Consider the following 25,568-nt stretch of genomic DNA (forward strand, 5'->3'; position numbering starts at 1 on the left):
TCTAAGAAGGTGGTCTTTTACTTATGTCTCTTACGTAAATTCTCAATCACCGCCGTTAAATCAAGCTCCTGATCCTGCAGCAGTACCAGCAGGTGATACATCAAATCCGACGCCTCGTTCGTCAGTTCCTCGCGGTCATGTACGGTCGCGGCCAGCGCTGTCTCAACGCCTTCTTCCCCCACCTTTTGTGCGATACGTTTGGTTCCGCTGGCGTAGAGTTTCGCCGTATACGAACTTTCAGGATCCGCTGTTTTACGCTCAGCGAGTATCTGTTCCAGCTGATACAGGAACAGCCACTGGTGGCTTGCGTCGCCGAAGCAGCTGCTGGTGCCCTTGTGGCAGGTTGGGCCGATCGGATTCGCCAGTACCAGAAGCGTATCGTTATCGCAGTCCGGCGTAATGCTGACCACATTCAGGAAATGGCCAGAGGTTTCCCCTTTGGTCCACAGGCGCTGTTTGGTGCGCGAGAAAAAGGTGACCTTACCGCTGTGGAGCGTTTTTGCCAGCGCGTCCTGGTTCATATATCCCAGCATCAGCACTTCACCTGAGACGGCATGCTGTACAACCACCGGCAGTAATCCGTCAGTTTTTTCCCAGTCCAGCTGTGCCTGTTGTTGCTCTGTTAACATATCCTGATCTCCACGCCCTGGTCGGCCAGGTACGTTTTTAACTCACCAATATTGATAATCTGTTTGTGGAACACGGAGGCCGCCAGCGCGCCGTCAACGTTTGCATCGCGGAAGGCTTCCAGAAAGTGTTCCATGGTGCCTGCACCGCCGGAAGCAATCAGCGGTACGTGGCAGACCGCGCGGACTTTTTTCAGCTGCTCCAGGTCATAGCCGTTACGCACGCCGTCCTGGTTCATCATGTTCAGCACAATTTCGCCAGCGCCACGTTTCTGGACTTCCTGCACCCAGTCCAGCGTTTCCCATTGGGTTACGCGGGTCCGGCTTTCGTCGCCGGTGTACTGGTTGACATGGTATTTACCCGTTGCGGCGTCATACCAGGTGTCAATCCCCACGACAATACACTGTACGCCAAAGCGATCGGCCAGACGGGTAATCAGCTCCGGGTCTGCCAAAGCAGGGGAGTTAATGGAAATCTTATCGGCACCAAAGGAGAGGATTTTTGCCGCGTCTTCCGCAGATTTAATCCCGCCTGCCACGCAGAAGGGAATATCAATCACTTCTGCCACGCGCGCCACCCAGCTTTTATCCACGACGCGGCCATCGCTGGAGGCGGTGATATCGTAAAACACCAGCTCATCTGCGCCTTCTTCAGCGTAGCGTTTTGCCAGCGGGACGATATCGCCAATGATTTCGTGGTTGCGGAATTGCACGCCTTTCACTACCTGGCCGTCACGTACGTCCAGGCAAGGGATTATCCGTTTTGCCAGCATTGAATCGCCTCCGTCACAGTAAATTTACCTTCCAGCAGGGCCCGGCCCACAATCACGCCCTGTACGCCCGTTCCGCGCAGCGCGGCAATATCAGTGATATCACCAATACCGCCCGACGACTGGAAGGCCACCTGCGGATAACGTGCGCAGACTTCTTGGTATAAAGAAACGTTAGAGCCTGCCAGCGTGCCGTCGCGGGAGATATCGGTGCACAGCACGTGCTTCAGGCCAACGGGCAGATACCTCTCAACCAGCTCTTCCAGCGTCACCCCGGAATTTTCCTGCCAGCCGCTGACTGCAACCTGCTTGTTACCCTGTTCGTCGATACGAACATCCAGCGCCAGCACCAGCGCGTCAGCGCCAAAGCGGCGGAACCAGGCTTTAACCTTTTCAGGATCGTTAACGGCAGTCGAGCCGACGACCACACGCGCCACGCCAGCGTCCAGCAGCGCCGCAACGTCATCTTCCGTACGCACGCCACCGCCTACCTGGACGGGCACATCCACGCCGGCCACCAGTTTTTTAAGAAGTGGGATTTGACGTTTTGTCGGATCTTTTGCGCCAGTCAAATCCACCAGGTGCAGCACCTGCGCGCCCTGGGCGGCATAATCCTGCAGACGTGGCAAGGGGTCGTTACCGTAGTCGCGTTGCTGCCCGTAATCGCCCTGATGGAGACGGACAACCGTGCCGTCGATTAAATCTAAAGCGGGAATAATCATTACATCTCCAGGAAGTTTTTCAGCAACTGTGCGCCTGCGGCACCCGAACGTTCCGGGTGAAACTGCACGCCGAAGAAGTTATCTTTCTGCACCGCCGCGGTAAATGCTTCGCCGTAATTGCACTGGGCAATGGTGTACGGATTTACCGGCATGGCGTAGCTGTGCACGAAGTAAAAATAGGCCCCTTCTTCAATGCCGCGAAACAGTCTGTCACCGGCTTTGGCATAAACACGGTTCCAGCCCATGTGCGGCAGAGGCAGACCGTGATCGGTCATTTTCGGCACGTCTTCGTCGATAATCCCGAGCAGATCAACGCCGTTGCTCTCTTCACTGCGTCGGCCCAAGAGTTGCATGCCCAGACAAATTCCCAGCACCGGTTGAGTACAGGCTTTGATGAGACTCACCAGCTCACGCTCGTGGATCTGATCCATCGCCGCCTGCGCTGTCCCTACGCCGGGCAGAAAAAGTTTATCGGCGCGCAGTACGACGTCCGGGTCGCGACTCACGTCCGGTGCATAACCGTGGCGGGCAATTGCCGATTTTACGGAGTTCAGATTGGCGCATCCGGTATCCAGAATCACCACATTCATTACAGCACTCCTTTCGATGAGGGCAGGGCGTCACCTTCCACACGAATCGCCTGGCGAAGGGTACGGCCAAAGGCTTTGAACAGGCTTTCCACGCGGTGGTGGTCGTTCTTGCCCTTGGTCTTGAGGTGCAACGTCAGGCCCATGGTGTAGGACAATGAACGGAAGAAGTGTTCAACCATTTCGGTGCTGAGGTCGCCCACGCGCTGGTAGGTGAAATCCGCTTTGTATTCCAGGTGTGGGCGCCCGGAGATATCCATTGCGCAGCGCGCCAGGCACTCGTCCATCGGCAGCACAAAACCAAAACGGTTGATGCCGCGTTTGTCGCCGAGTGCCAGCTTCAGCGCTTCACCCAGCGCCAGGCCGGTATCTTCCACGGTGTGGTGATCGTCGATATACAAATCGCCTTTCACGGCGATCTCCATGCGGAAACCACCATGGGTCGCGATCTGGTCCAGCATATGGTCAAAGAAACCCACACCGGTGTGGATCTTGCTGCCGCCTTCACGATCCAACCAGACCTTAACGTCGATTTGCGTCTCTTTGGTGTTGCGCTCAACGTGCGAGTAGCGGTCACGCTGGGTCAGTTGATCACCAATTTTTGCCCAGTTAAGGGTGGAACGGTCATAGCGCAGCCCGGAGATACCCATGTTCTCCGCCAGCGTAATATCGGTCATGCGATCGCCAATGACATAGCTATTGGCTTTATCCAGCACGTCATCCGTCAGGTAGCGTTCGACCAGCTTAACCTTCGGCTTGCGGCAGTCACATTCATCGGCAGGCAGGTGTGGGCAGATCAGCACCTCATCAAATTTAACGCCCTGAGAGGTCAGCACCTGCATCATCAGGTTATGCGGGCCGTCAAAATCCGCCTGCGGGAAACTGTCGGTACCCAGCCCGTCCTGGTTCGTGATCATCACCAGCTTATAGCCGGCTTTCTGCAGCTTGAGCAGTACCGGGATTACATCGGGTTCAAAAGCCAGTTTGTCGAAACGATCGACCTGAAAATCGGTTGGCGGCTCCGAAATAAGGGTACCGTCACGATCGATAAAGAGGGTCTTCTGGCTCATACTTTCTCCGCTTTCAGGGCGTCAATCACGCGCTGACTCTCTGCACGGGTGCCTACGGTAATACGCAAACAGCCGCTTAAGGATGGTTGTTTATTTTGGTCTCGTAAGATAATGCCCTGATCCCATAAAGATTTAAATACGGCACTCGACGCGGTAAAGCGTACCAGGATGTAGTTGGTTTCAGAGTCGAATACCTGCTCCACGCAGGGAATATCTTTCAGGGCAGTGACCAGATACTGCCGTTCTTCAAGGATTTGTGCCACGCGTTCGCGCATCGCCTTGATCCCCTGAGGGGCCAAAGCCTGCGCCGCAATGTCGGCAACCGGCGTAGAGAGTGGATATGGCGCAATCACTTTCATCAGCAGGTCGATGACTTCTTTATTGGCCAGCGTAAAGCCGCAGCGCAGGCCAGCGAGAGCGAAAGCTTTTGACAGCGTACGCAGTACAACCAGGTGCGGGTACTCCTCGAGCCAGCCTGTCAGCGTCGCCTGCGGGCAGAACTCAATATAGGCTTCGTCAGCCACCACCAGCGCTTTACCGCGCGTCATCTCCAGCAGGGTTCGAATGTCCTGCGGGTTGATAATCTGCCCGGTCGGGTTATTTGGACTGCAGACGAACACCACTTTCACGCCGTCAAGATTGTCGGCAATCCCCTGCAGATCGAGCTGCCAGTCTTCCAGCGAAAGCACGTTACGGCACGCCACGCCAAAAGTTTCTGCGCTGACGCTGTACATTCCGTAGGTTGGCTGGCAGTACATCACCGCGTCTTTACCCGGTTCGCAGAAGGCTCGGATCAGCAGTTCAATGCCTTCATCTGCCCCCCTGCTGACCAGCACCTGCTCAGGCTTTACGCCTGCATACCGGGCGTAATTTTTGATAACCGCTTTCGGCTGGCATTCCGGATAGCGGTTCAGCGTTTGCTGCGACAGCTCGAACTGTACGGCCGTCGGATATTCGTTGGCGTTCAGCCAGACATCACCGTTGCCACCCAAACGACGAGCAGACTGATAAGGCGTCAGGCGACGGACATTTTCGCGGGCTAATTCTTCAATGCTCATGCTTGCTCCTTCAGGGCTGCAACGCGCAGCGTAACGGCGTTTTTGTGGGCGGTCAGACGTTCGGCGGCGGCCAGGGTCTCAATGGTGGAGGCCAGAGAGGCAAACCCCTCGCGGGACAGCTCCTGTACGGTCATGCGTTTCTGGAAATCCGCCAGCCCGAGGCTCGAACAGGTTGATGTATAGCCGTAGGTTGGCAGAACGTGGTTGGTGCCGGAAGCGTAATCGCCGGCGGATTCCGGTGACCAGTCGCCAAGGAAGACCGAACCTGCGCTGGTAATGCTGTCAACCAGATCGCGCGCATTGCGGGTCTGGATAATCAGGTGTTCCGGGCCGTACTGGTTGGAGATGGCAATGCACTGCGCCAGATCGCGCGCCACAATCAGGCGGCTTGCTGAGAGTGCCTGGCGTGCCGTGTCGGCGCGCGGCAGGTCGGCAAGCTGACGTTCAACGGCTTCACCCACGCGTCTTGCCATATCCGCTTCCGGCGTCAGCAAAATAACCTGTGAGTCCGGGCCATGTTCTGCCTGGGATAACAGATCGGAGGCGACGAAGTCCGGCGTTGCACCGCTGTCGGCAATCACCAGCACCTCCGAAGGACCGGCAGGCATATCAATTGCGGCACCGTCCAGACGCTGGCTGACCTGACGCTTTGCTTCGGTCACATACGCGTTGCCCGGGCCAAAAATTTTGTCCACTTTAGGAATGGATTCGGTACCAAACGCCAGCGCGGAAATTGCCTGTGCACCCCCCACTTTATACACCGCCTGTACGCCACACAGTTTTGCCGCATAGAGAATTTCATCGGCAATCGGAGGCGGCGAGCACAGTACTACTTTCTGACAACCGGCGATGCGTGCCGGGGTTGCCAGCATTAATACGGTAGAGAACAGCGGGGCGGAACCACCGGGGATGTAAAGCCCCACCGACGCAACCGGACGCGTGACCTGCTGGCAGCGTACGCCGGGCACGGTTTCCACATCGACCGCCTGCAATATCTGCGCGGTGTGGAAGGTATCAATGTTTTTCACCGCGACGGCCATCGCCTGTTTGATCTCGTCACCGAGGCGGCTTTCCGCGTCCGTGATTTCCTGTTCGGTTACCTTTAAAGCGCCAACCTCGGTTTTATCAAACTTTGCGCTGTATTCCCGCAGCGCATCGTCGCCACGGGCTTTGACGTTATCAAGGATCTCGGCCACGGTGCGGGTAATGCTTTCTGAGGCGGAAATCGCCGGACGCATCAGCAGCGCGCGCTGTTGTTCTTGCGAACAATCGTTCCAGTTGATGATTGTGTTAAAGCTCATGGCCATCACTCCATCATCTTCTCAATTGGCAGCACCAGAATTGAGCTTGCGCCCAGCGCCTTCAGTTTTTCCATGGTTTCCCAGAACAGGGTTTCGCTACTGACCATGTGCATGGCGACGCGCTGCTGGTCACCGGCCAGAGGCAGGATGGTCGGGCGCTCTGCGCCTGGCAGCAGGGCAATGACCTCATCAAGACGTTCGGTTGGCGCGTGCATCATGATGTATTTCGATTCACGGGCCTGAATCACGCCCTGAATACGGGTCAGCAGTTTATCGATCAGCTGCTGTTTCGCATCGGCCATTTCGCCGTCGCGCTGGATAAGGCACGCTTTGGAGCGGTAAATCACTTCCACTTCACGCAGACCATTCGCTTCCAGCGTGGCGCCCGTAGAGACGAGGTCACAGATGGCGTCAGCCAGACCCGCGCGCGGCGCCACCTCAACAGAGCCGTTCAGCAGGCAGGATTTAAACTGCACGCCTTTCTGATCCAGGTAACGTTTTAACAGGTGAGGGTAGGAGGTGGCGATACGTTTGCCGTTCAGCGCGGCCGGGCCGTCCCAGGCTTCATCGACAGGCGTGGCCAGCGACAGGCGGCAGCCACCGAAGTCCAGACGACGCAGGGTAAAATAGCGTGGATCTTCACCCTGGGCACGGCGGGTCAGGAGCTCTTCTTCCAGCACGTTTTCACCGATGATGCCGAGGTCAACAACGCCATCCATCACAAGGCCGGGAATATCGTCATCACGCACGCGCAGAATGTCGATGGGCATATTTTCAGCCAGGGCAATCAGGCGCTGGGTGTGCAGGTTGATTTTAATCCCGCAGCGGGCGAGCAGTTCGCGTGAATCATCACTCAAACGGCCTGATTTTTGAATAGCTATGCGTAAACGTGAGTTATCTAACATTCTGTTTTCCTCGTTAACCTGTTTTAACCTGTCTGAATTTGGTCCAAAAAAAAGCCCCCGGAAGAAGATCTTCCGGGGGCTTTTTCATGCGTTCATGCACCACTGGAAGATCCAAACGTCTTCCAGCACACATCGCCTGAAAGACTAGTCAGGATGATGGTGATGATGGTGGTGTTTAAATTGAACGCGTGTCATAAAATTCTCGATGAATGCTTATTCATTTGATGTCTTTTAACCTAAACCAGTTGTATGACTGATTGCAAGGGCTTTTTTTGATCATTAATTCATTTCATATTGACGCTATGAATTGTGTGTTCTGCCGGGCTGGCGTAGCCTTAAGAAAGACGAGTAAAAGTCAGGAGAATTCGCATGAAAAAGGTCGCGATTGTCGGTTTAGGTTGGCTGGGAATGCCGCTGGCGATGTCATTAGCCGCAAAAGGCTGGCAGGTGACCGGAAGCAAAACAACGGCGGATGGGGTAGAAGCGGCGCGCATGTGCGGTATTGACGGCGTCGAGCTGCGTCTGGAACCCGAACTGGTGTGTGATGCTGACGATCTGGACACGCTGATGAACGTTGATGCGCTGGTGATTACGTTACCGGCACGGCGCAGTGGCCCGGGCGAATCATTTTATCTGCAGGCGATGCAGGAGATTGTCGACAGCGCGCTGGCGCATCACGTCCCACGCATTATTTTTACCAGCTCAACCTCGGTCTACGGCGATGTTGACGGCGTGGTGAAGGAGACCTCTGAGCGTCATCCCGTTACCGCGAGCGGTAAAGTGCTGAAAGAGCTGGAAGACTGGCTGCATCATCTTCCCGGCACCCAGGTCGATATCGTACGGCTGGCAGGTCTGGTTGGCCCCGGACGACATCCAGGGCGCTTCTTCGCGGGAAAATCCGCGCCAGACGGACAACATGGCGTCAATCTTGTGCATCTTGATGACGTAATTGCCGCAATAGAACTACTCTTACAGGCTCCAAAAGGTGGGCACATCTATAATATATGTGCGCCTTCTCATCCAGCGCGTAGCACGTTTTACCCGCTGATGGCACGCCAGCTGGGTCTGGTTCCGCCTGTTTTTGGTGAAGCAAAGGACGAAAGTAAAGGCAAAATTGTTGATGGCAATCGCATTTGTCATGAGCTGGGGTTTGAGTATCAATATCCCGATCCGCTGGTGATGCCGATGGAATAAGTTTCTCAGCGGAAACGATCGCACACCGGAAGGGGGCGAACATGAAACCGCTGCTGGATGTTCTTATTATTCTGGATGCACTGGAAAAAGAGGGGAGCTTTGCCGCTGCTTCGGCAAAGCTCTTCAAAACCCCGTCGGCGCTGAGCTATACCGTTCATAAACTGGAAAGCGATCTTAATATCCAGATCCTCGATCGCTCTGGCCACCGCGCCCGTTTTACCCGTACCGGACAGATGCTGCTGGAGAAGGGGCGCGACGTCCTGCATACCGTTCGCGAACTGGAAAAACAGGCCGTCAAACTGCACCAGGGATGGGAGAACGAACTGGTCATCGGCGTTGATGATACTTTTCCGTTTTCTCTTCTGACGCCGCTGATTGAGGCGTTCTATCAGCACCACAGCGTAACCCGATTAATCTTCATTAATGGCGTGCTGGGCGATTCATGGGATGCCTTAACTCAGGGCAGGGCAGATATTTTTGTCGGTGCGCTGCATGAACCGCCCCAGTTAAGCGATTTCGGTTTCGCCCGGCTGGGTGTGCTGGAGCAGGTTTTCGCCGTCGCGCCACACCATCCGCTCGCGCAGGAGCCGGAACCCCTTAACCGGCGCACGATTAAAGGCTACCGCGCCATTGTGGTCGGTGACAGCTCGCGTCCCGACTGTGCGGCCTCCACGCAGTTGCTTGATGAGCAGGAGGCGATCACGGTGTTCGACTATAAAACCAAGCTGGAGCTGCAAATCAGTGGCCTGGGGTGCGGCTATTTACCCCGCTATCTGGCACAGCGGTTTTTAGACAGCGGTGCGCTTGTTGAAAAACAGGTGCTTGCACAAAGCAGCAATGAATCGGTGTGGGTCGGCTGGAATGAACAAACTGCGGGGCTGGCAAGCGCGTGGTGGCGGGACGAAATTTTAGCAAATAGTGCTATTGCTGCCGTTTACTCGCAAAGCAGCGTCGAGAAATCAGCCAGTTAGAAAAAAGAAAATCGCCCCGGGCGTTGCAAAGTATTGCCTTTTGTATCCGATGTGGGGCAAAATGCGCCGCTGCAACCAAATGAATAATCGACGATATAAAAGGCGTCGGTTATTTTTTTTTGCACGTATGAAACGAAACTAAAAACCAAGAGGCCGGGCTTCGTACCGGATAGATATTTACTAAAATCCGACAGTTGTTGTCGCTGAGGAATACAGAAATGGGGCAATTTTTCGCTTACGTGGCGGTTATCACCGTAAAGGAGAATAACTATGTCGCATAACGCAACTCCAAACACCTCTCGCGTGGAATTACGTAAAACCCTTACGTTAGTTCCGGTTGTTATGATGGGCCTTGCCTATATGCAGCCAATGACGCTGTTCGATACATTCGGTATCGTATCAGGCCTCACAGACGGTCATGTGCCGACGGCTTACGCCTTCGCGCTGATTGCGATCCTCTTTACCGCGCTGAGCTACGGTAAACTGGTCCGTCGCTATCCGTCTGCCGGTTCCGCCTACACCTATGCCCAGAAATCCATCAGCCCGACCGTTGGCTTTATGGTGGGCTGGTCTTCGCTGCTCGACTATCTGTTCGCGCCGATGATCAACATTCTGCTGGCTAAAATTTATTTTGAAGCACTGGTGCCGTCGATCCCTTCGTGGATGTTCGTCGTGGCGCTGGTGGCCTTTATGACGGCGTTCAACCTGCGCAGCATCAAGTCCGTTGCGAACTTTAACTCCGTTATTGTTGTGCTTCAGGTCATCCTGATTGCCGTGATTCTGGGCATGGTTATCTTTGGTGTCTTCCACGGTGAAGGTGCAGGTACCCTGGCGAGCAGCAAGCCTTTCTGGTCTGGTGATGCGCATGTGATCCCAATGATTACTGGGGCAACCATTCTGTGCTTCTCCTTTACCGGTTTTGACGGCATCAGCAACCTGTCTGAAGAGACCAAGGACGCAGAGCGTGTTATCCCGCGTGCTATCTTCCTGACGGCGCTGATTGGTGGTCTGATCTTTATCTTTGCGACCTACTTCCTGCAGCTGTACTTCCCGGATATCTCTCGCTTTAAGGATCCGGATGCCTCTCAGCCAGAAATTATGCTCTACGTGGCGGGTAAAGCGTTCCAGGTTGGCGCGTTGATCTTCTCCACCATCACGGTACTGGCATCCGGCATGGCCGCGCATGCAGGCGTTGCACGTCTGATGTACGTAATGGGTCGTGACGGCGTATTCCCGAAAAGCTTCTTCGGCTACGTTCACCCAACCTGGCGTACGCCGGCAATGAACATCATCCTGGTCGGCGCTATTGCTCTGCTGGCGATTAACTTTGACCTGGTGATGGCAACTGCGCTGATTAACTTCGGTGCGCTGGTGGCGTTCACCTTTGTTAACCTGTCGGTTATTTCTCAGTTCTGGATCCGTGAAAAGCGTAATAAAACGCTGAAAGACCACTTCCAGTATCTGTTCCTGCCGATGTGTGGTGCGCTGACCGTGGGTGCGCTGTGGGTTAACCTGGAAGAGAGTTCCATGGTGCTTGGCCTGATTTGGGCGGGTATCGGCCTGGTTTACCTGGCGTGCGTCACGAAGAGCTTCCGTAACCCGGTTCCTCAGTACGAAGACGTTGCGTAAGAACTAAGTAAAAAAAACCGGAGACCATCGCCTCCGGTTTTTTTTCGCCCAAAATCTGTCAGACGATTTCCTGCGCATACTGATACAGCGCTTTTAACAGCGCCTGCTTTTCAGCATTTCCTTCATACTGGCTATACAGCATCTCCAGCTCCTGCGCATAGCTCTGCAGAAATTCCGGTGTAAACACATGACGACGATGCTGAAGCCAGCGCGCCTGTTCGGTTTCATCCAGCGTGCCAGGATAGTTGCGCGCGCGGTAATTAAACATCAGTTTTTCGATACGTGCGTCCGCGAAGGTAATATCCAGCGCGGGTAAGTTACGCGGTTCGGTTTGCAGAACAATATTCATTGCCGCACGGTCTGCGTCGCTGAAAAAGCCGTTGTACAATTGTGCATCGACGTTGTCTGACGGAACAAAGGGTTCGGCTTCGGCAAAGATCGCCACCGCTTTCTCACGCACCTGCGGGTTTTCACGCAGTACCTTGAGGTTATCCAGGCAACGCTGACGGTTAATCCCCAACCTGTCGGCATCCTCTGCGCGCAGAGTATTGGCCTGGGCCAGGACCGGACATTTATTGATATGGACCAGTTTGACCGGCACCGCGGGCAGATCGCCGAGTTCATCTTTTGGGGTGTAGAGCCGTTCGCGCAGCGTATCGCTGTCGAGATCGAGCAGCGGTGTAATATCACCGGCTAAATCCACCATAATCACGGCATTACGGTTATCCGGATGCCAGGCCAGCGGTGCGACCCAACTGGTATTGCCGCGCCAGGCGCCAAACATACCGGAGATATGCACCAGCGGTTTCATCTGCGGCACATCAATCAGCGTGGTGAGTTTGTGCTTGCTGCGGTGGCTCAGCAGATAGTCAAACAGCCGCGGCTGAGCAGTTTTCACCAGCTTTGCCATAGCAATGGTGGCGTAGACATCGGCCATCGCATCGTGGGCATTACTGTGCTCAATACCATTTGCGCGCGTCAGGTGTTCCAGTCTGAAACTCGGCAGCCCTTCATCATTCTCAGGCCAGTTGATCCCTTCCGGGCGCAGCGCATAGCAGGCACGCATAATGTCGAGCAAATCCCAGCGCGAGTTGCGGTTCTGCCAGCTCCAGGCATAAGGATCGTAGAAGTTGCGGTAGAAGATATTGCGCGTCACTTCGTCATCGAAACGGATGTTGTTGTAACCGACCACGCAGGTATTCGGGACGGTGAAGAGGTCGTGAATGCGCCGGGCGAATGCGGCCTCGTTCACGCCTTTGTCCCGGGCTTCCTGTGGGGTGATCCCGGTGACCATTACCGCGCCGGGCTGGGGCAGGTAGTCATCGGCCGGCTTACAGTAAAAGACCTCAGGCTCGCCAATGATGTTGAATTCGTCGTCGGTACGGATGGCCGCAAACTGTGCCGGTCTATCCAGCGCCGGGTGGGTGCCAAAGGTTTCGTAGTCGTGGAACAAAAATGTAGGGCGCGCGGCTGAATCAGACACCAGTAATACCATCCTGTTAAAAAATGACGTCTCTATGGTAAACGATCGTGCAGGTCAGTCCGAATAAAAAGCGCCCTCACCGTGCAAATTTGCGAGGCAGCTTCAGCGTAAAATCTGCTTTCTGTCACATTTTTTTGCAATTAAGCCAGGTAACGACAACAGAACTCCCGTAAAAAGGTCATCGATTTTTAATGACCTGAGGATATACCGTTGAAACGCCGTCTGTTTATTGCTGTTTCTTTACTCGCTTCGAGTGTCTCTTCTGCCTTGGCGGCCGATCCGCTGGATTTTTCGCCGCAGCCTCCGGCCATTCAGGCGGGCTCCTGGGTGCTAATGGATTACACGACTGGTCAGATCTTAACGGCGGGCAACGAACATCAACAACGTAATCCGGCGAGCCTGACCAAGCTGATGACGGGCTACGTTGTCGATCGGGCCATCGACAGCCACCGCATTACCCCGGATGACATCGTTACCGTTGGCCGCGACGCGTGGGCAAAAGGGAACCCGGTGTTTGAAGGATCGTCGCTGATGTTCCTGAAAGAGGGCGATCGCGTCTCGGTGCGCGACCTGAGCCGTGGTCTGATTGTGGATTCCGGTAACGACGCCTGCGTGGCGCTGGCGGATCACGTAGCGGGTGGTCAGCCGCAGTTTGTGAAGATGATGAACGACTATGTACAAAAGCTGAACCTGCGCGATACCCACTTTGAAACCGTCCACGGTCTGGACGCGCCGGGCCAGCACAGCTCTGCCTATGACCTGGCCGTGCTCTCCCGGGCTATCATTCACGGCGAGCCAGAGTTCTACCACATGTACAGCGAAAAGAGCCTTACCTGGAACGGGATCACCCAGCAAAACCGTAACGGCCTGCTGTGGGATAAAACCATGAACGTTGATGGCCTGAAAACGGGGCACACGTCGGGAGCGGGCTTTAACCTGATTGCGTCAGCGGTTGACGGTCAGCGTCGTTTAATCGCGGTGGTGATGGGCGCTGACAGCCCGAAAGGGCGTGAGGAACAGGCCCGGAAGCTGCTGCACTGGGGGCAGCAGAACTTTGATACGGTGCAGATCCTGCATAACGGCAAAAAAGTGGGAACAGAGCGTATCTGGTACGGCGATAAAGAGCAGGTGGAACTGGGCACCGACCAGGATTTCTGGCTGGCCTTGCCTAAAACAGAAGTTCCTAACATCAAAGCCAAGTACGTGCTGGATAAAAAAGAGCTGGAAGCGCCGATTGCGGCTCATCAGCGGGTAGGGGAGATCCAGCTTTACGACCGTGACAAAGTCGTGGCGCACTGGCCTCTGGTGACGCTCGAAGCGGTGAATAAAGGCGGCCTCTTCTCCCGTCTGAGCGATTATCTGCATCACACGCTGTAACGGCCTGCATTAAAGCACATGAGCAGACTGGCGCGGTTGCGAGTCTGCTCACATAATAAACACTCCTCGTTTGCTGAACAGTTAAAACCTGCTTTATAGTGTATAAATATACAGTAATAAAAGGAGGCAGCATGGACTACAGCATCAAGCAGCAACAGAAACGTAAAATCGCCGGCTTTCATCTGGTCGGGCCGTGGGACAAAACGGTAAAACAGGGCTTCGAACAGTTAGTCATGTGGGTGGATGGACGTCACATTCAGCCGCTGGAGTGGGTTGCGGTTTACTACGATAATCCGGACGAGGTCCCGGCAGAAAAATTGCGCTGTGACACGGCCGTAACGGTCCCGGACGATTTTGTCATTCCTGAAAACAGCGAAGGCGTCATGATGACGGAAATCGCCGCTGGAGAGTATGCGGTGGCGACGGCACGCGTTGAAAACCATGACTTCGCGACCCCTTGGAACCAGTTCTTTAATTCCCTCTTGCAGGACAACAGCTACCAGATGGCCCCTAAACCCTGCTTCGAGCGCTACCTTAATGATGGTAACGCGGACGGTTACTGGGACATCGAAATGTATATTGGTGTAGAGCACAAAGCCGGTTAAGCCTGGTTATTACAGGGTTTTTCAGCCGGGTGTGATCCGCCCGGCTGAAAACACAGTACAATTGTGATTTGCCGTGTAGCTGGAGAGCGGGTGTGCGTCCCGACAAATCATTAACCCCTTTTGAAATTCGTCTGTACAAACACTACCGCGTGGTACATGGGTGCCGTATCGCGCTGGCCTTTGTGTTGACGTTTGTGCTGGTTCGTTTGCTGGATGTTCCTGAGGGAACATGGCCGCTTATCACGCTGGTGGTCGTGATGGGGCCTATTTCGTTCTGGGGGAACGTTGTTCCACGCGCCTTCGAGCGCATTGGCGGTACCGTTTTAGGCTCTGCCCTGGGGCTTATCGCGCTGAAGCTTGAGCTTATCTCGTTTCCGGTTATGTTGATCTGGTGCGGTGCCGCGATGTTCCTTTGCGGCTGGCTGGCTTTAGGCAAAAGGCCCTATCAGGCGCTGCTGATTGGTATCACGCTGTCGGTGGTGGTCGGTGCCCCGGCAGGGGATATGACGACCGCCCTGTGGCGAAGCGGGGACGTTATCCTCGGCTCATTGCTGGCTATGCTTTTTACCGGCATCTGGCCACAGCGTGCTTTTCTGCACTGGCGTATTCAGATGGCTAACTATGTCACCGCGTTCAACCGCGTCTATCAGGCCGGATTTTCCCCTAACCTGGTTGAGCGCCCCCGGCTGGAAAAACACCTGCAAACGATCCTCAACGATGTGGTCAGGATGCGCGGGCTGATTACCCCGGCCAGCAAAGAAACCCATATCCAGAAATCCATTTTTGAAGCCATACAGACGGTAAGCCGCAATCTGGTATGCATGCTTGAGCTGCAAATCAACGCGCACTGGGCTTCTCGTCCCAGCCACCTTTTAATGCTCAACGCCCATACCTTAAAAGAGACGCAGCAGATGACGCAGCAAACGCTGTTGACCATCGCCCACGCGCTTTATGAAGGTAACCCGCAGCCCATCCTGGCGAACAGTGAACGTCTGAATGAGATCGTTGCGGAGCTGAAGCAGTTAATGAATGAGCGTCAGAGCGATAACGTCGCGGAAACGCCTATTCATGGTTATGTCTGGCTGAGTATGGAGCTGGCGCGGCAGCTGGAGCTACTGTCACATCTCATTTGCCGGGCGCTGCGCAAATAAAGAGCAGCTATCTCCATATGTGACGCCTGCTGCTTCGATTCAGCATCAATTGGGGTTATGATAGCTTTAAACGATATACTCATTGTCATTCGCAGCCGCTGTCAGTAAGGTTATTGTTACAACGGTTGCTTTAACGAATCCGAATCTCACATTATCAGGGGTGTAAAAATGGAAACTACCAAGCCTTCGTTCCAGGATGTTCTGGAATTCGTCCGCCTGTTCCGCCGCAAAAACAAACTGCAGCGTGAAATCCAGGACGTTGAGAAGAAGATCCGTGACAACCAAAAACGTGTCCTGCTGCTCGATAACCTGAGCGACTACATTAAGCCAGGCATGAGCGTTGAGGCTATTCAGGGCATCATCGCCAGCATGAAGAGTGACTACGAAGACCGCGTTGATGACTACATCATCAAAAACGCTGAGCTGTCTAAAGAACGCCGTGATATCTCCAAGAAACTGAAAGTAATGGGCGAAATCAAAAACGGTGAAGCCAAAAGCGAGTAATCGCCGATGAATACAAAAAAGGCTCTCTGGTGACAGAGAGCCTTTTTTATTACGCAGTACGCGGCTGTAGCTGATAAATCCAGGCGTTGACCTGTTTTCCATCCGGCGTGGTCACATTGACCTCAACCCGATCGTAGCCGTCTTCAAATTCGTCCAGCATTGGCCAGTGTGCACTCAGGCTATCAGAGATAAACAGCAAGCCCTCCACGCGTGGGCCGTCCGGGTGCAGCACTATCCCCGGAAAATCTGCCGCCGCGCCCCAGCCACGTTCGTAAAACGTTCCGGTGACAAAACCGGCCTGCCATTCGCCACCGATGTTTTCAAGAATATGTGCATTCGCGTGACCCGGGCGTAGCGTGCCGTAGACAAACAGAGCGTTCATTTTCCCTCACCAGCAAAGCAAAAAGCCTGCTATAAAAGCAGGCTTTTTAAATTTGGCTCCTCTGACTGGACTCGAACCAGTGACATACGGATTAACAGTCCGCCGTTCTACCGACTGAACTACAGAGGAATCGTGTGAACGGGGCGCATATTATCGATGCTCCCCGATGATGTCAAAGGCAGAATGCATATTTCTGACTGTTTGCCGAATTATTCTCCACTTCGCGCATTTGTCAGGCATTCTGTTGATTCTGTGGTCGTTGGTTCCTGTTTTATTCGCGGGTATTTCCAGAGCCAGCGCCCACTGACCATACGCCAGTAGAACAACGCCCCACGCACCGCCCAGTCAAGGAACATCCCCAGCCAGACGCCGACTACCCCCATGCCAAGCATGACCCCGAGCGTGTAACCCACCACCACACGGCAACCCCACATGCCGAGCATCGACACCCACATCGCGAAGCGTGCATCGCGTGCCCCTTTCAGCCCGGCAGGCAAAACCCATGAAGCCGCCCAGATGGGCATAAAGGCCGCGTTCAGCCAGATCAGGATCTTAACGACCTCTTTGACATCATCTTCGTGGGTATAAAAAGAGGCCATAAGCCCGGCAAAGGGGGCGCTTCCCCAGGCGATCAGCGTCAGGCCAATGGTTGACAGCCAGAAGACGTGCCGCAACTGCCGTTCCGCCTGCCCTATCTGCCCTTTCCCCAGCCGTTTACCGGTGATGATGGTCGACGCCGAACCGAGGGCGTTGCCCGGCAGGTTTATCAGGGAGGCGATGGAGAAGGCAATAAAGTTACCGGCGATAACGTCAGTCCCCATCCCGGCGACAAACATTTGCGTCAGCAGCTTGCCCCCGTTAAACAACACGGATTCAATACTGGCGGGAATACCAATTCCCATCACTTCCCAGATAATGGCGAAGTTAAAGGGGCGGAAATAGCTCTTCAGCGTAAGGCGAAGTGACGGCGTGATCCCCGCCATCAGCACCCCGAGAATGGCAGCAGCACCGATATAACGTGAAATCGTTAACCCCAGCCCGGCACCCACGAACCCGAGCCCGTCCCAGGAGAAGACGCCGTAGATCAGCACGCTGCTGATAATAATATTCAGGATGTTCATCCCGCCGTTTATCAGCAACGGAATTTTGGTGTTGCCCGCCCCGCGCAGCGCGCCGCTGCCAATCAGCGCGATGGCTGCAGCCGGATAACTCAGAACCGTCATTTCCAGGTAGGTCAGCGCCAGGTCCTTAACTTCATTTGTGGCCTCACCGGCGACAAAATCGATAATTTCCCTGCCGAAATAGTGGATCACCGCCGCCAGCACGATCGAGAAAATGGTCATGATCATCAGCGACTGTCGGGCAGCCTCGCGCGCACGTTTAGGATCGAGCTTGCCGAGGCTAAAGGCGACGACAACTGTCGTCCCGAGGTCAATGGCGGCAAAAAAAGAAATAACCACCATGTTAAAGCTGTCCGCCAGCCCGACACCGGCCATCGCCTCTTTACCCAGCCAGCTGACCAGGAAGGTACTCAGCACCCCCATCAACAGAACGCAGGTGTTTTCCAGGAAAATAGGCACGGCAAGGGGGGTGATTTCACGCCAGAACAGAACACGATAGCTTTTACGCTTTGCATACCATGGCGTGCGCATAATCGCCTGGCGTAGGGGGGCAGTGACGTTCAAAATGGACCTTAACGAGAAAGTTGAAACTCCATTTCAAATGATGGGGGAGAAATGCTAAACCTGCAAAGTATTTTCCATAAAAAGATGTGTGGATTTACAACAAACTGTCGACAGAATCATCAATCGATCGCTAATCGCTAAGATCAGGTTTGACAAAACTTTTTTCGCCGCTAAGATAAGCCTCCACAACGATTCCTCTGTAGTTCAGTCGGTAGAACGGCGGACTGTTAATCCGTATGTCACTGGTTCGAGTCCAGTCAGAGGAGCCAAATTTAAAAAGCCTGCTTTTATAGCAGGCTTTTTGCTTTTCTGCGTTCTGAAAAGGTCAGATGCGACGGGCTTACAGCCGGGTCAGGCGAAACCGCCGCCCGGCATCCACCTGATATTTCTAGTGGTTAACCCCAACCGGCATCGTCGCCTCAAGCAACCATTGCCGCGCGTCGCTGTCGACCAACGGTAACAGGGCCTCACGCACCTGCTGATGATACTCATCCAGCCACTGTTTTTCCTGTTCGTTCAACAGCTGTAACTCGACCTGGCTCAGGTCGATCGGGATCAGCGTCAGTGAGGAAAACGTGCAGAATCCCGGACGGCTTTCGACAATCTCCACCTGGTTTTCAATGCGGATCCCATGGCTGTCCGCCAGATAATATCCAGGCTCGATAGTCATGATGGTGCCGGCCACCAGGGGCCACGGGTTAACCTTTTTGGCGAGACGATGCGGGTTCTCATGAATAAGCAACTGATGTCCTACGCCATGCCCTGTCCCGTGATCGTAATCCAGCCCCATTTCCCACAACGGGCGACGCGCGAAGGCATCAAGCTGATGGCCCTGGCTGCCGGAGGGAAACTGTAAGGTTATCAACGACAGGAACCCTCTCAGTACGGCGGTGTAGTGCAACTTCTGCTGTGGCGGCACGCTACCCCATGCCAGCGTACGCGTGGCGTCAGTGGTGCCGTTATGATACTGACCGCCGGAATCATTAAGGTAAAAATGATGTTGACCGATGGGCTTATTGCTGGCTTTGCTTGAGTGATAGTGGCACATCGCCGCATTACTGGAGGAGGCGGAGATGGTGGCAAAACTTTGCTCAATAAATCCAGGCTGCTGTTTACGGAATGCAAGCTGCTGCGCCTGCGCTTCCAGCTCCGTCAGCGGTTTTCCCGCCGCCTCACGTAGGGGGACTTCACGGCTTAGCCAGGCCAGGAAATTCACCCAGGCAGCACCGTCCTGGTGATGACACTCGCGATACCCGGCAAGTTCGACCGGGTTTTTAGTAGCTTTCATCAGAGTGATGGGATCGGTTCGCCAGACTATTTCGCCCTCTGGCTCAATGGCAAAGCGCAGGGCGACCGGCGCGGAATCGGCATCAACCATCACCCGCTTGCCTTGTGACAGGCGCTGGCAGCGTTCGATAAAGGCATCCTGTGGCGCAATCCTGAACGTATTTCTCACGCTCTCGGGTAGCTCGCTGAGCTTATTGTCGTTAACAAACCACTCCACGCTACCGTCACGATCAAGAAGGGCAAAGGAGAGGGGAACAGGACTGGATGGAATGTCAGTGCCACGCACGTTCAATAGCCAGGCGATGTTATCCGGCAGAGTCACGGCCAGATAATCGGCATCGTGTGCGGCCAGCACGGCGGCAACGCGCTGGCGTTTGGCGAGGCTGCTTTCGCCACTGACCTCCACCGGCATTTCTCGAATACGTCCCGCCGGCGCGGCAGGGCGATCGTGCCATAAGGTATCAAACGGCGACTGACTGAGCGGAACCAGTTCACAGGGTGTTGCAGACAGTTGCCCGAACTCCGTATTGGTCATCAGCAGTGCTTCAAACCCAATACGCATGCCAGACCCCACGTTGGCTGTGAGCCATTCGGCCAGCGGTTCATTGTGCAGATGGTGGATTTCAATTTCATCCATATTGACCTGAAGGCGAGCCTGAACCTGATAGCGGCCATCGACAAACAGCAGCGCTGTGTTTTTCAGTATCAGCGCCAGACCTGCGGAGCCATCAAAGCCCGTCAGCCAGGCCAGCTTTTCATCGTACGGCGCGCAATACTCACTCTGCCAGGCATCCGCGCGCGGCACGATCATGCCATCAAGATTGTTTTCCTGTAGCCACCGGCGCAGGGCCGATAAGCGTGATGGGGTGTGCATGGTTATTCCTTGTTCTGGTTAGCGGAATGGCGGCTCGTTGAAGGTACGTAATTTACGGGAATGCAGCCTGTCACCTTCCGCACGCAGCAAATCAATGGCGCGAATGCCGATTTGCAGATGTTCGGAGATTGCCCCTTCATAGAAACGGTTGGCCTGACCCGGAAGCTTAATTTCGCCATGCAGCGGTTTGTCGGAAACGCACAGCAGCGTGCCGTAAGGGACACGGAAGCGATATCCCTGTGCGGCGATGGTGGCGCTTTCCATATCAATCGCGACGGCACGGCTGAGGTTGAAACGCAGCGCGGAGGCGGAGTAACGCAGTTCCCAGTTGCGGTCATCCGTCGTCACTACCGTACCGGTACGCAGACGCTGTTTAACTTCTTCACCCGGCATACCGCTCACCTCTTTGGTGGCGTCATACAGCGCACGCTGCACTTCGGCGATGCTCGGGATAGGAATATCCGGTGGAAGCACAGCGTCAAGCACATGGTCATCACGCAGATAGGCGTGTGCCAGCACGTAGTCGCCAATCAGTTGGCTTTCACGTAGGCCGCCGCAGTGTCCAATCATCAGCCACACGTCCGGGCGCAATACCGCCAGATGGTCGCAGATGGTTTTGGCATTTGACGGACCAACCCCGATGTTAATTAAGGTGATCCCCTGGCCGTCAGCGGTGATCAGGTGCCAGGCAGGCATCTGGTGTTTTTTCCACGCCAGGTCGGAGATGGCCTGCTCGGGTGCCTCGGTTTCCGCGGTGATCCAGATCCCGCCGGCGCAGGACAGCGCGATGTAAGGGCTATCCGGGTCGAGGATCTGGCTACAGCCCCAACGGACAAACTCGTCGACATAGCGGGTGTAGTTGGTAAACAGTACAAAGGGCTGGAAATGGTCGACGGGCGTCCCGGTGTAGTGACGCAGGCGCGCCAGAGAGAAATCCACGCGGCGGGCATCAAAGTGCGACAGCGGTGAAAATTCTGCCGGGTGGTAGATCCCATCCGCCGTCTCATCGCCAATCTGCGACAGCTCGGTGGTCGGGAAATGGCGCGTCAGCCCCGCGCTCATGGAGCGGTCAAGGGTTAATGCCGAACCGTCAATCACATACGGATACGGGATCTCATGCTGTGAAGGTTCAACGGCAATGTGCGCACCGTAATCCTGATACAACAGCGTGAGTTGCTCTTCAAGATAAGGGCGGAACAGTGCAGGGCGGGTGACGGTGGTGCTGTAGCAGCCGGAGTGGGTAAAGCGTGCGTAGGCGCGCGTTTTCGGCGTGTTAGTCGCGCTGCCGTCCCAGGTGACGGAAAGCGATGGATAAACAAAAAGGCCCTTACTTCTGGCCTTTTCGTCGGGGAGTTTCCCTGTTTCGATATACTCACTGATGGCGCTGCGCAGCGCGTTGACGGACTGTTCATACAGTGCATCGAGTTTTTCCAGTGCCTGAGCCGGGGTCAGGCTGGAGCCCTTATTATTCATCTCTGTCTCCTTGTTCCACAGGTGTGCGACTCTACCCGATAGTATGTCACACGCCTGTGAAACAAAAGTGAGATCAGGTGTGGCTCGTCTCTTTCATCAATAGCGCCGTCGCCGCTGACAGCAGGCAACCGGCCAGCAGATAAAGTGCCACACTGTGCCAGTTGCCGCCGGAGAAGGTCACCAGCGCGGCGGCAATAAATGGCGTAAACCCGCCGCCGACCACGCTTGCCACTTGATAGCCTACGCCCGCGCCGCTGTAGCGATAGCTTGCCCCGAACAGTTCGGTAAACATGGGCTGCTGCACGCAGACCACCATATCGTGGGCGATGTTAGCGAGCATGATAGCAAAGAAGACAATCCAGAAGATCGACTGTGCCTCCAGCGCCATGAAGAACGGCCAGGCGCTGAGGGTGCCAATCAGCGCCCCGGTAATATAGACGCGACGGCGACCAAACCTGTCCGCCAGCCAGGCGAAGCTGGGGATAGTCAGGCAGCTGATCCCGCCGACCAGCAGGCCAATGTTCAGGAACAGCTCGCGGGGCAGACCGAGATTTTGCGTTGAATAATTGAGGGCAAACGCGGTCACGATATACATCGTCAGCAGTTCGCACAGGCGCAGGGCAATAATTTTCAGAAAAGCGCCAGGATGCCGGACAAGCGCTTCCATCACCGGCAGCCGTTTTCTGGCAACGGGCGGTTCTTGCCGCTGTTGTTCGAACTCAGCAGATTCTTCCATGCCGTTGCGGATCCACAGGGCAGCGACAACCAGCACGATGCTGAAGATAAACGGAATGCGCCAGCCCCAGCTCAGGAATTGTTCATCGGTGGTGAAGTGGCTCATCAGCGACACCAGCCCGGTGGAGAGCAGCAGACCTACGCCATAGCCCACCTGCACGCCGCTGCTGTAAAACGCTTTCTTGTTTTTTGGGGCACTCTCAACGGATAACAGCGCCGCGCCACCCCATTCGCCGCCTACCGCGAAGCCCTGAATGGCGCGCAGCGTAACCAGAAGCACCGGTGCCCACCAGCCAATGGTGGAAAATGAAGGGAGAACGCCAATCAGCGCGGTGGCGATGCCCATCATCCAGACGGTGAGCATCAGCATGCGTTTGCGACCGAGACGGTCACCGAAGTGGCCGAAGATCACTCCGCCCAGTGGACGAAACAGGAAGCCGACGCCAAAGGTAGCAAACGCGGCGAGCGTACCCATTGCCGGGCTAATCTGGGGGAAGAATTCGCGGTTAAACACCAGCGCGGCAGTAATGCCGTAAAGCAGAAAATCATACCAGTCGACGACGGCACCCGCGAAGCTGCCGAGGGCTGCGCGGCGGGCACGATTGAGCGAAGGTGTCTCCTCGTTGGGATGTGTGGAGGTGAGAGTGGAGTCCATAGTTGTCCTGTCTGCACGTATTTCTAATTATTGGTATAAGAAAAGGTCACTCACATAGCCACCGTCATATAAACGGAACGTATGAGACTACCGCGCCAGGGCGCGTGTGCAAACTGATTTTATTTCCTGATGGGTAATGCAAAGCGGCTACGCTATGCTTAGCAAATCAAGGTGCGACTGAGGAAGGGAATATGTGTCGTATAAATGTGTTGAGTTGTCTTGCTGCATTACTTATCAGCCAGAGCGTTCAGGCGGTAAGTTATCCTTTACCGCCGACAGGCAGTCGGCTGGTGGGCACTTCGCAAACCATTACCGTGCCGGATCACAATACGCTACCGCTCGAAGCGTTTGCCGCGCAATACGGGCAGGGTCTGAGCAATATGCTGGAAGCGAACCCGGGCGTGGATCCTTTTTTGCCTAAATCCGGTACGCAACTGGTGATACCCCAGCAGCTGATTTTGCCTGACACCGTCCGCGAGGGAATTATCGTTAATGCGGCAGAAATGCGCCTCTACTATTACCCACCGGGAAGCAACACTGTTGAAGTGTTACCCATCGGCATTGGTCAGGCCGGGCGCGAAACCCCGCGAAACTGGGTCACAGCGGTAGAACGTAAGCAGGAAGGCCCCACCTGGTCTCCTACGCCGAATACGCGCCGTGCCTATGCGGCAGAGGGGAAAACGCTGCCTGCATTCGTGCCCGCTGGGCCCGATAACCCAATGGGACTGTATGCGATTTATATTGGCAGGCTGTATGCCATTCACGGGACAAACTCCAATTTTGGCATCGGACTGCGGGTGAGCCAGGGGTGTATTCGTCTGCGCAATAACGACATTAAATATCTTTTCGATAACGTCCCGGTAGGCACCCGTGTGCAGCTTATCGATCAGCCCGTTAAAGTGACGACAGAGCCGGACGGCAGCCGCTGGGTTGAGGTGCATGAACCGCTATCACGGAACCGGGCGGAATTTGAATCGACCCGGAAAGTGCCTTTGCCGATATCTGCCTCGCTGCGAACCGAGCTTGTCAACGAGGGGGCGGGCGCGGAACTGGAACGTCGGTCAGGGATGCCGGTTAAGCTCGGCAACTGAGGGCAATTTTACCTGCCGCAGAAAAGCAAAAAGCCTGCTATAAAAGCAGGCTTTTCAAATTTGGCTCCTCTGACTGGACTCGAACCAGTGACATACGGATTAACAGTCCGCCGTTCTACCGACTGAACTACAGAGGAATCGTGTGAACGGGGCGCATATTATCGACGTCAGCCGGCCTTGTCAAAGGGTGGATCAACGCCTTTTGATCGTTTGCTGACAAAATCAGCAAAATGGCGTTTTTGACGCCGGAATGCACCGTAATGGTGCGCACATACCCCTAATGGGGCAGATCATAAACTGCTGTTTCAGTAATAAAACCGCTGCTTATGATTAGCTTTCCTTATTTTCAGCCGCTTAGCGACAAATCAGACCTCTTCGTAAAACTGGCATTCATATTGCAAAACCCTATCAACAATGAAAAGCCAGTACCGGCACAGCATTTCGAACAGGGGGCAAAATGAACTTAAGACGACTGAAATACTTCGTAAAAATCGTCGATATCGGCAGCCTGACTCAAGCGGCGGAAGTGCTGCATATCGCGCAGCCTGCGCTGAGCCAGCAGGTGGCTACTCTGGAAGGCGAGATGGATCAGCAGCTGTTGATCCGCACCAAACGTGGCGTGACGCCAACGGAAGCAGGCAAAATCCTTTATACCCATGCGCGCACCATCCTTCGCCAGTGCGAACAGGCGCAGCTGGCGGTGAATAACGTGGGCCAGACGCTGAGCGGCCACGTATCCATTGGGCTGGCTCCGGGAACGGCCGCGTCCTCTATTACCATGCCGCTGCTGCAGGCCGTCCGCGCAGAGCTGCCAGAAGTGCTGGTTTACCTGCATGAGAACAGCGGTTCTGTGCTGAATGACAAACTTCTTAGCGGCCAACTGGATATGGCGGTGCTGTACGACCGCTCACCGGTGGCCGGGATCACCAGCCAGCCGCTGCTGAAAGAAGATCTCTACCTTGTGGGCACCCGCGACTGTCCGGGGCAGAGCGTCGATCTGACGGTCGTTGCAGAAATGAATCTTTTCCTGCCACGTGACTACAGCGCGGTGCGCGTGCGTGTGGATGAAGCGTTTTCCCTGCGCCGCCTGACGGCAAAAATTATCGGTGAAATTGATTCCATCTCCACGCTAACCGCCGCTATAGCCAGCGGTATGGGTGTGACAGTTCTGCCTGAATCCGCAGCACGTTCGCTGTGCAGCGCGGCAAACGGCTGGATGGCGCGCATCACCACGCCTTCGATGAGCTTACCGCTGTCGCTGAATATGTCCGCGCGCGGATCGCTGTCACCTCAGGCGCAGGCGGTAAAAGAGATTCTGATGTCCCTGGTCAGCAAACCGTCTCTGGAGAACCGTGAGCTGCAGCTGGTGAGTTGATATTCCATAAAAGCATAAGATGCTGGTTTTTATTATTTGTTCTGCAGGTCGGCTGACT

At 55.0% G+C, this 25,568-nt stretch carries 25 protein-coding genes, 3 tRNA genes and 1 other annotated feature; of the genes, 11 read left to right on the top strand and 17 right to left on the bottom strand.

Annotation, left to right across the window (positions count from 1 at the left end; genetic code table 11):
• Positions 1-17: 17 nt before the first annotated feature.
• From hisIE to hisL, 9 genes are all read right to left on the bottom strand, one after another.
• On the bottom strand, positions 18-629 hold the full coding sequence (gene hisIE / locus QRN24_RS07640) for a bifunctional phosphoribosyl-AMP cyclohydrolase/phosphoribosyl-ATP diphosphatase HisIE (protein WP_284942589.1): 612 nt from the start codon (positions 627-629) through the stop codon (positions 18-20).
• Positions 623-1,399, bottom strand: a complete 777-nt coding sequence (gene hisF, locus QRN24_RS07645; protein ID WP_078774582.1) for an imidazole glycerol phosphate synthase subunit HisF — start codon at positions 1,397-1,399, stop codon at positions 623-625. The genes hisIE and hisF overlap by 7 nt, the downstream gene beginning before the upstream one ends.
• Positions 1,381-2,118 (bottom strand): 1-(5-phosphoribosyl)-5-[(5-phosphoribosylamino)methylideneamino]imidazole-4-carboxamide isomerase, encoded by a 738-nt coding sequence (gene hisA / locus QRN24_RS07650; RefSeq protein WP_025203708.1) that lies wholly within the window; start codon positions 2,116-2,118, stop codon positions 1,381-1,383. Before hisA ends, hisF begins: the two co-directional genes overlap by 19 nt.
• A complete protein-coding gene (hisH, locus tag QRN24_RS07655; protein WP_284942590.1) occupies positions 2,118-2,708 on the bottom strand; it encodes an imidazole glycerol phosphate synthase subunit HisH in 591 nt (196 codons plus the stop codon). The genes hisA and hisH overlap by 1 nt, the downstream gene beginning before the upstream one ends.
• Positions 2,708-3,775 carry a bifunctional histidinol-phosphatase/imidazoleglycerol-phosphate dehydratase HisB gene (hisB, locus tag QRN24_RS07660; protein WP_228176594.1) on the bottom strand — a complete coding sequence of 356 codons (1,068 nt, stop codon included), beginning with the start codon at positions 3,773-3,775 and terminating at the stop codon, positions 2,708-2,710. The genes hisH and hisB overlap by 1 nt, the downstream gene beginning before the upstream one ends.
• The gene (hisC, locus tag QRN24_RS07665; protein WP_284942591.1) at positions 3,772-4,833 is read right to left on the bottom strand and encodes a histidinol-phosphate transaminase; all 1,062 of its coding nucleotides are present in this window, start codon (positions 4,831-4,833) and stop codon (positions 3,772-3,774) included. Before hisC ends, hisB begins: the two co-directional genes overlap by 4 nt.
• The gene (gene hisD / locus QRN24_RS07670; protein ID WP_106504322.1) at positions 4,830-6,134 is read right to left on the bottom strand and encodes a histidinol dehydrogenase; all 1,305 of its coding nucleotides are present in this window, start codon (positions 6,132-6,134) and stop codon (positions 4,830-4,832) included. Before hisD ends, hisC begins: the two co-directional genes overlap by 4 nt.
• A 5-nt stretch (positions 6,135-6,139) precedes the next feature.
• On the bottom strand, positions 6,140-7,039 hold the full coding sequence (hisG, locus tag QRN24_RS07675; RefSeq protein ID WP_000886595.1) for an ATP phosphoribosyltransferase: 900 nt from the start codon (positions 7,037-7,039) through the stop codon (positions 6,140-6,142).
• A gap of 45 nt (positions 7,040-7,084) precedes the next feature.
• Positions 7,085-7,208: a sequence feature (His leader region), on the bottom strand.
• Complete coding sequence (hisL, locus tag QRN24_RS07680; RefSeq protein WP_001364200.1) at positions 7,184-7,234, bottom strand: his operon leader peptide; 51 nt, start codon at positions 7,232-7,234, stop codon at positions 7,184-7,186. Its footprint overlaps the feature before it by 25 nt.
• A gap of 174 nt (positions 7,235-7,408) precedes the next feature.
• Here hisL and QRN24_RS07685 point away from each other — a divergent pair, with 174 nt between their 5' ends.
• The 4 genes from QRN24_RS07685 to plaP all read left to right on the top strand — a co-directional run bounded on the left by QRN24_RS07685 (position 7,409) and on the right by plaP (position 10,833).
• Positions 7,409-8,233, top strand: a complete 825-nt coding sequence (locus QRN24_RS07685; RefSeq protein WP_014170788.1) for an SDR family oxidoreductase — start codon at positions 7,409-7,411, stop codon at positions 8,231-8,233.
• A 41-nt stretch (positions 8,234-8,274) separates the two neighbouring features.
• The gene (locus tag QRN24_RS07690; RefSeq protein ID WP_014170787.1) at positions 8,275-9,204 is read left to right on the top strand and encodes a LysR substrate-binding domain-containing protein; all 930 of its coding nucleotides are present in this window, start codon (positions 8,275-8,277) and stop codon (positions 9,202-9,204) included.
• 218 nt (positions 9,205-9,422) lie between these two features.
• Entirely contained in the window at positions 9,423-9,485 is a 63-nt protein-coding gene (gene yoeI, locus QRN24_RS07695; RefSeq protein WP_099458931.1) for a membrane protein YoeI, read from the top strand.
• Complete coding sequence (gene plaP, locus QRN24_RS07700) at positions 9,475-10,833, top strand: putrescine/proton symporter PlaP (protein ID WP_014170786.1); 1,359 nt, start codon at positions 9,475-9,477, stop codon at positions 10,831-10,833. Before yoeI ends, plaP begins: the two co-directional genes overlap by 11 nt.
• A gap of 58 nt (positions 10,834-10,891) precedes the next feature.
• Here the strand turns inward: plaP and sbcB are convergent, their stop codons facing one another.
• Positions 10,892-12,328, bottom strand: a complete 1,437-nt coding sequence (gene sbcB, locus QRN24_RS07705; protein WP_410172486.1) for an exodeoxyribonuclease I — start codon at positions 12,326-12,328, stop codon at positions 10,892-10,894.
• Positions 12,329-12,526: 198 nt separating this feature from the next.
• On the opposite strand from sbcB, the gene dacD reads away from it, so the two are divergent.
• From dacD to QRN24_RS07725, 4 genes are all read left to right on the top strand, one after another.
• Complete coding sequence (gene dacD / locus QRN24_RS07710) at positions 12,527-13,693, top strand: serine-type D-Ala-D-Ala carboxypeptidase DacD (protein WP_284942592.1); 1,167 nt, start codon at positions 12,527-12,529, stop codon at positions 13,691-13,693.
• Positions 13,694-13,824: 131 nt separating this feature from the next.
• Positions 13,825-14,298: a DNA gyrase inhibitor SbmC gene (sbmC, locus tag QRN24_RS07715; RefSeq protein ID WP_032678501.1), complete on the top strand. Its 474-nt coding sequence runs from the start codon at positions 13,825-13,827 to the stop codon at positions 14,296-14,298.
• A 92-nt stretch (positions 14,299-14,390) separates the two neighbouring features.
• A complete protein-coding gene (locus QRN24_RS07720) occupies positions 14,391-15,449 on the top strand; it encodes an FUSC family protein (protein WP_020883296.1) in 1,059 nt (352 codons plus the stop codon).
• A 168-nt stretch (positions 15,450-15,617) separates the two neighbouring features.
• Positions 15,618-15,953, top strand: coding sequence for a DUF496 family protein (locus QRN24_RS07725; RefSeq protein WP_008499467.1), 336 nt, complete (start codon positions 15,618-15,620; stop codon positions 15,951-15,953).
• 49 nt (positions 15,954-16,002) lie between these two features.
• Here QRN24_RS07725 and QRN24_RS07730 read toward each other — a convergent pair whose 3' ends face one another.
• The 3 genes from QRN24_RS07730 to emmdR all read right to left on the bottom strand — a co-directional run bounded on the left by QRN24_RS07730 (position 16,003) and on the right by emmdR (position 18,023).
• Positions 16,003-16,335, bottom strand: a complete 333-nt coding sequence (locus tag QRN24_RS07730) for a gamma-glutamylcyclotransferase family protein (RefSeq protein WP_047355728.1) — start codon at positions 16,333-16,335, stop codon at positions 16,003-16,005.
• 53 nt (positions 16,336-16,388) lie between these two features.
• A tRNA-Asn gene (locus QRN24_RS07735) sits at positions 16,389-16,464 on the bottom strand.
• 80 nt (positions 16,465-16,544) lie between these two features.
• The gene (emmdR, locus tag QRN24_RS07740; RefSeq protein ID WP_425462589.1) at positions 16,545-18,023 is read right to left on the bottom strand and encodes a multidrug efflux MATE transporter EmmdR; all 1,479 of its coding nucleotides are present in this window, start codon (positions 18,021-18,023) and stop codon (positions 16,545-16,547) included.
• Between the two features lie 190 nt (positions 18,024-18,213).
• Between emmdR and QRN24_RS07745 the strand changes: the two genes are divergently transcribed.
• Positions 18,214-18,289: transfer RNA gene (locus QRN24_RS07745), tRNA-Asn, on the top strand.
• A 119-nt stretch (positions 18,290-18,408) separates the two neighbouring features.
• Here the strand turns inward: QRN24_RS07745 and QRN24_RS07750 are convergent.
• From QRN24_RS07750 to shiA, 3 genes are all read right to left on the bottom strand, one after another.
• Complete coding sequence (locus QRN24_RS07750) at positions 18,409-20,181, bottom strand: aminopeptidase P family protein (RefSeq protein ID WP_284942593.1); 1,773 nt, start codon at positions 20,179-20,181, stop codon at positions 18,409-18,411.
• Positions 20,182-20,199: 18 nt separating this feature from the next.
• Positions 20,200-21,654 (bottom strand): AMP nucleosidase, encoded by a 1,455-nt coding sequence (locus QRN24_RS07755; protein WP_014170778.1) that lies wholly within the window; start codon positions 21,652-21,654, stop codon positions 20,200-20,202.
• 73 nt (positions 21,655-21,727) lie between these two features.
• Positions 21,728-23,044 (bottom strand): shikimate transporter, encoded by a 1,317-nt coding sequence (gene shiA / locus QRN24_RS07760; RefSeq protein WP_020883300.1) that lies wholly within the window; start codon positions 23,042-23,044, stop codon positions 21,728-21,730.
• 191 nt (positions 23,045-23,235) lie between these two features.
• Here shiA and ldtA point away from each other — a divergent pair, with 191 nt between their 5' ends.
• The gene (gene ldtA, locus QRN24_RS07765; protein WP_040017923.1) at positions 23,236-24,135 is read left to right on the top strand and encodes a L,D-transpeptidase; all 900 of its coding nucleotides are present in this window, start codon (positions 23,236-23,238) and stop codon (positions 24,133-24,135) included.
• 61 nt (positions 24,136-24,196) lie between these two features.
• Here the strand turns inward: ldtA and QRN24_RS07770 are convergent.
• Positions 24,197-24,272: transfer RNA gene (locus QRN24_RS07770), tRNA-Asn, on the bottom strand.
• Positions 24,273-24,592: 320 nt separating this feature from the next.
• Here QRN24_RS07770 and nac point away from each other — a divergent pair.
• Positions 24,593-25,510, top strand: coding sequence for a nitrogen assimilation transcriptional regulator NAC (nac, locus tag QRN24_RS07775; protein WP_284942594.1), 918 nt, complete (start codon positions 24,593-24,595; stop codon positions 25,508-25,510).
• The last annotated feature ends 58 nt before the right edge of the window (positions 25,511-25,568 follow it).

Source organism: Enterobacter sp. MEB024, assembly GCF_030209635.1.
GTDB classification, from domain to species: Bacteria; Pseudomonadota; Gammaproteobacteria; order Enterobacterales; family Enterobacteriaceae; genus Enterobacter; species Enterobacter ludwigii.

Coding starts and splice junctions, on each gene's coding strand:
- hisIE (WP_284942589.1), bottom strand. CDS start 629: ATGTTAACAGAGCAACAACAGGCACAGCTGGACTGGGAAAAAACTGAC.
- hisF (WP_078774582.1), bottom strand. CDS start 1,399: ATGCTGGCAAAACGGATAATCCCTTGCCTGGACGTACGTGACGGCCAG.
- hisA (WP_025203708.1), bottom strand. CDS start 2,118: ATGATTATTCCCGCTTTAGATTTAATCGACGGCACGGTTGTCCGTCTC.
- hisH (WP_284942590.1), bottom strand. CDS start 2,708: ATGAATGTGGTGATTCTGGATACCGGATGCGCCAATCTGAACTCCGTA.
- hisB (WP_228176594.1), bottom strand. CDS start 3,775: ATGAGCCAGAAGACCCTCTTTATCGATCGTGACGGTACCCTTATTTCG.
- hisC (WP_284942591.1), bottom strand. CDS start 4,833: ATGAGCATTGAAGAATTAGCCCGCGAAAATGTCCGTCGCCTGACGCCT.
- hisD (WP_106504322.1), bottom strand. CDS start 6,134: ATGAGCTTTAACACAATCATCAACTGGAACGATTGTTCGCAAGAACAA.
- hisG (WP_000886595.1), bottom strand. CDS start 7,039: ATGTTAGATAACTCACGTTTACGCATAGCTATTCAAAAATCAGGCCGT.
- QRN24_RS07685 (WP_014170788.1), top strand. CDS start 7,409: ATGAAAAAGGTCGCGATTGTCGGTTTAGGTTGGCTGGGAATGCCGCTG.
- QRN24_RS07690 (WP_014170787.1), top strand. CDS start 8,275: ATGAAACCGCTGCTGGATGTTCTTATTATTCTGGATGCACTGGAAAAA.
- plaP (WP_014170786.1), top strand. CDS start 9,475: ATGTCGCATAACGCAACTCCAAACACCTCTCGCGTGGAATTACGTAAA.
- sbcB (WP_410172486.1), bottom strand. CDS start 12,328: ATGGTATTACTGGTGTCTGATTCAGCCGCGCGCCCTACATTTTTGTTC.
- sbmC (WP_032678501.1), top strand. CDS start 13,825: ATGGACTACAGCATCAAGCAGCAACAGAAACGTAAAATCGCCGGCTTT.
- QRN24_RS07725 (WP_008499467.1), top strand. CDS start 15,618: ATGGAAACTACCAAGCCTTCGTTCCAGGATGTTCTGGAATTCGTCCGC.
- QRN24_RS07730 (WP_047355728.1), bottom strand. CDS start 16,335: ATGAACGCTCTGTTTGTCTACGGCACGCTACGCCCGGGTCACGCGAAT.
- QRN24_RS07750 (WP_284942593.1), bottom strand. CDS start 20,181: ATGCACACCCCATCACGCTTATCGGCCCTGCGCCGGTGGCTACAGGAA.
- QRN24_RS07755 (WP_014170778.1), bottom strand. CDS start 21,654: ATGAATAATAAGGGCTCCAGCCTGACCCCGGCTCAGGCACTGGAAAAA.
- shiA (WP_020883300.1), bottom strand. CDS start 23,044: ATGGACTCCACTCTCACCTCCACACATCCCAACGAGGAGACACCTTCG.
- ldtA (WP_040017923.1), top strand. CDS start 23,236: ATGTGTCGTATAAATGTGTTGAGTTGTCTTGCTGCATTACTTATCAGC.
- nac (WP_284942594.1), top strand. CDS start 24,593: ATGAACTTAAGACGACTGAAATACTTCGTAAAAATCGTCGATATCGGC.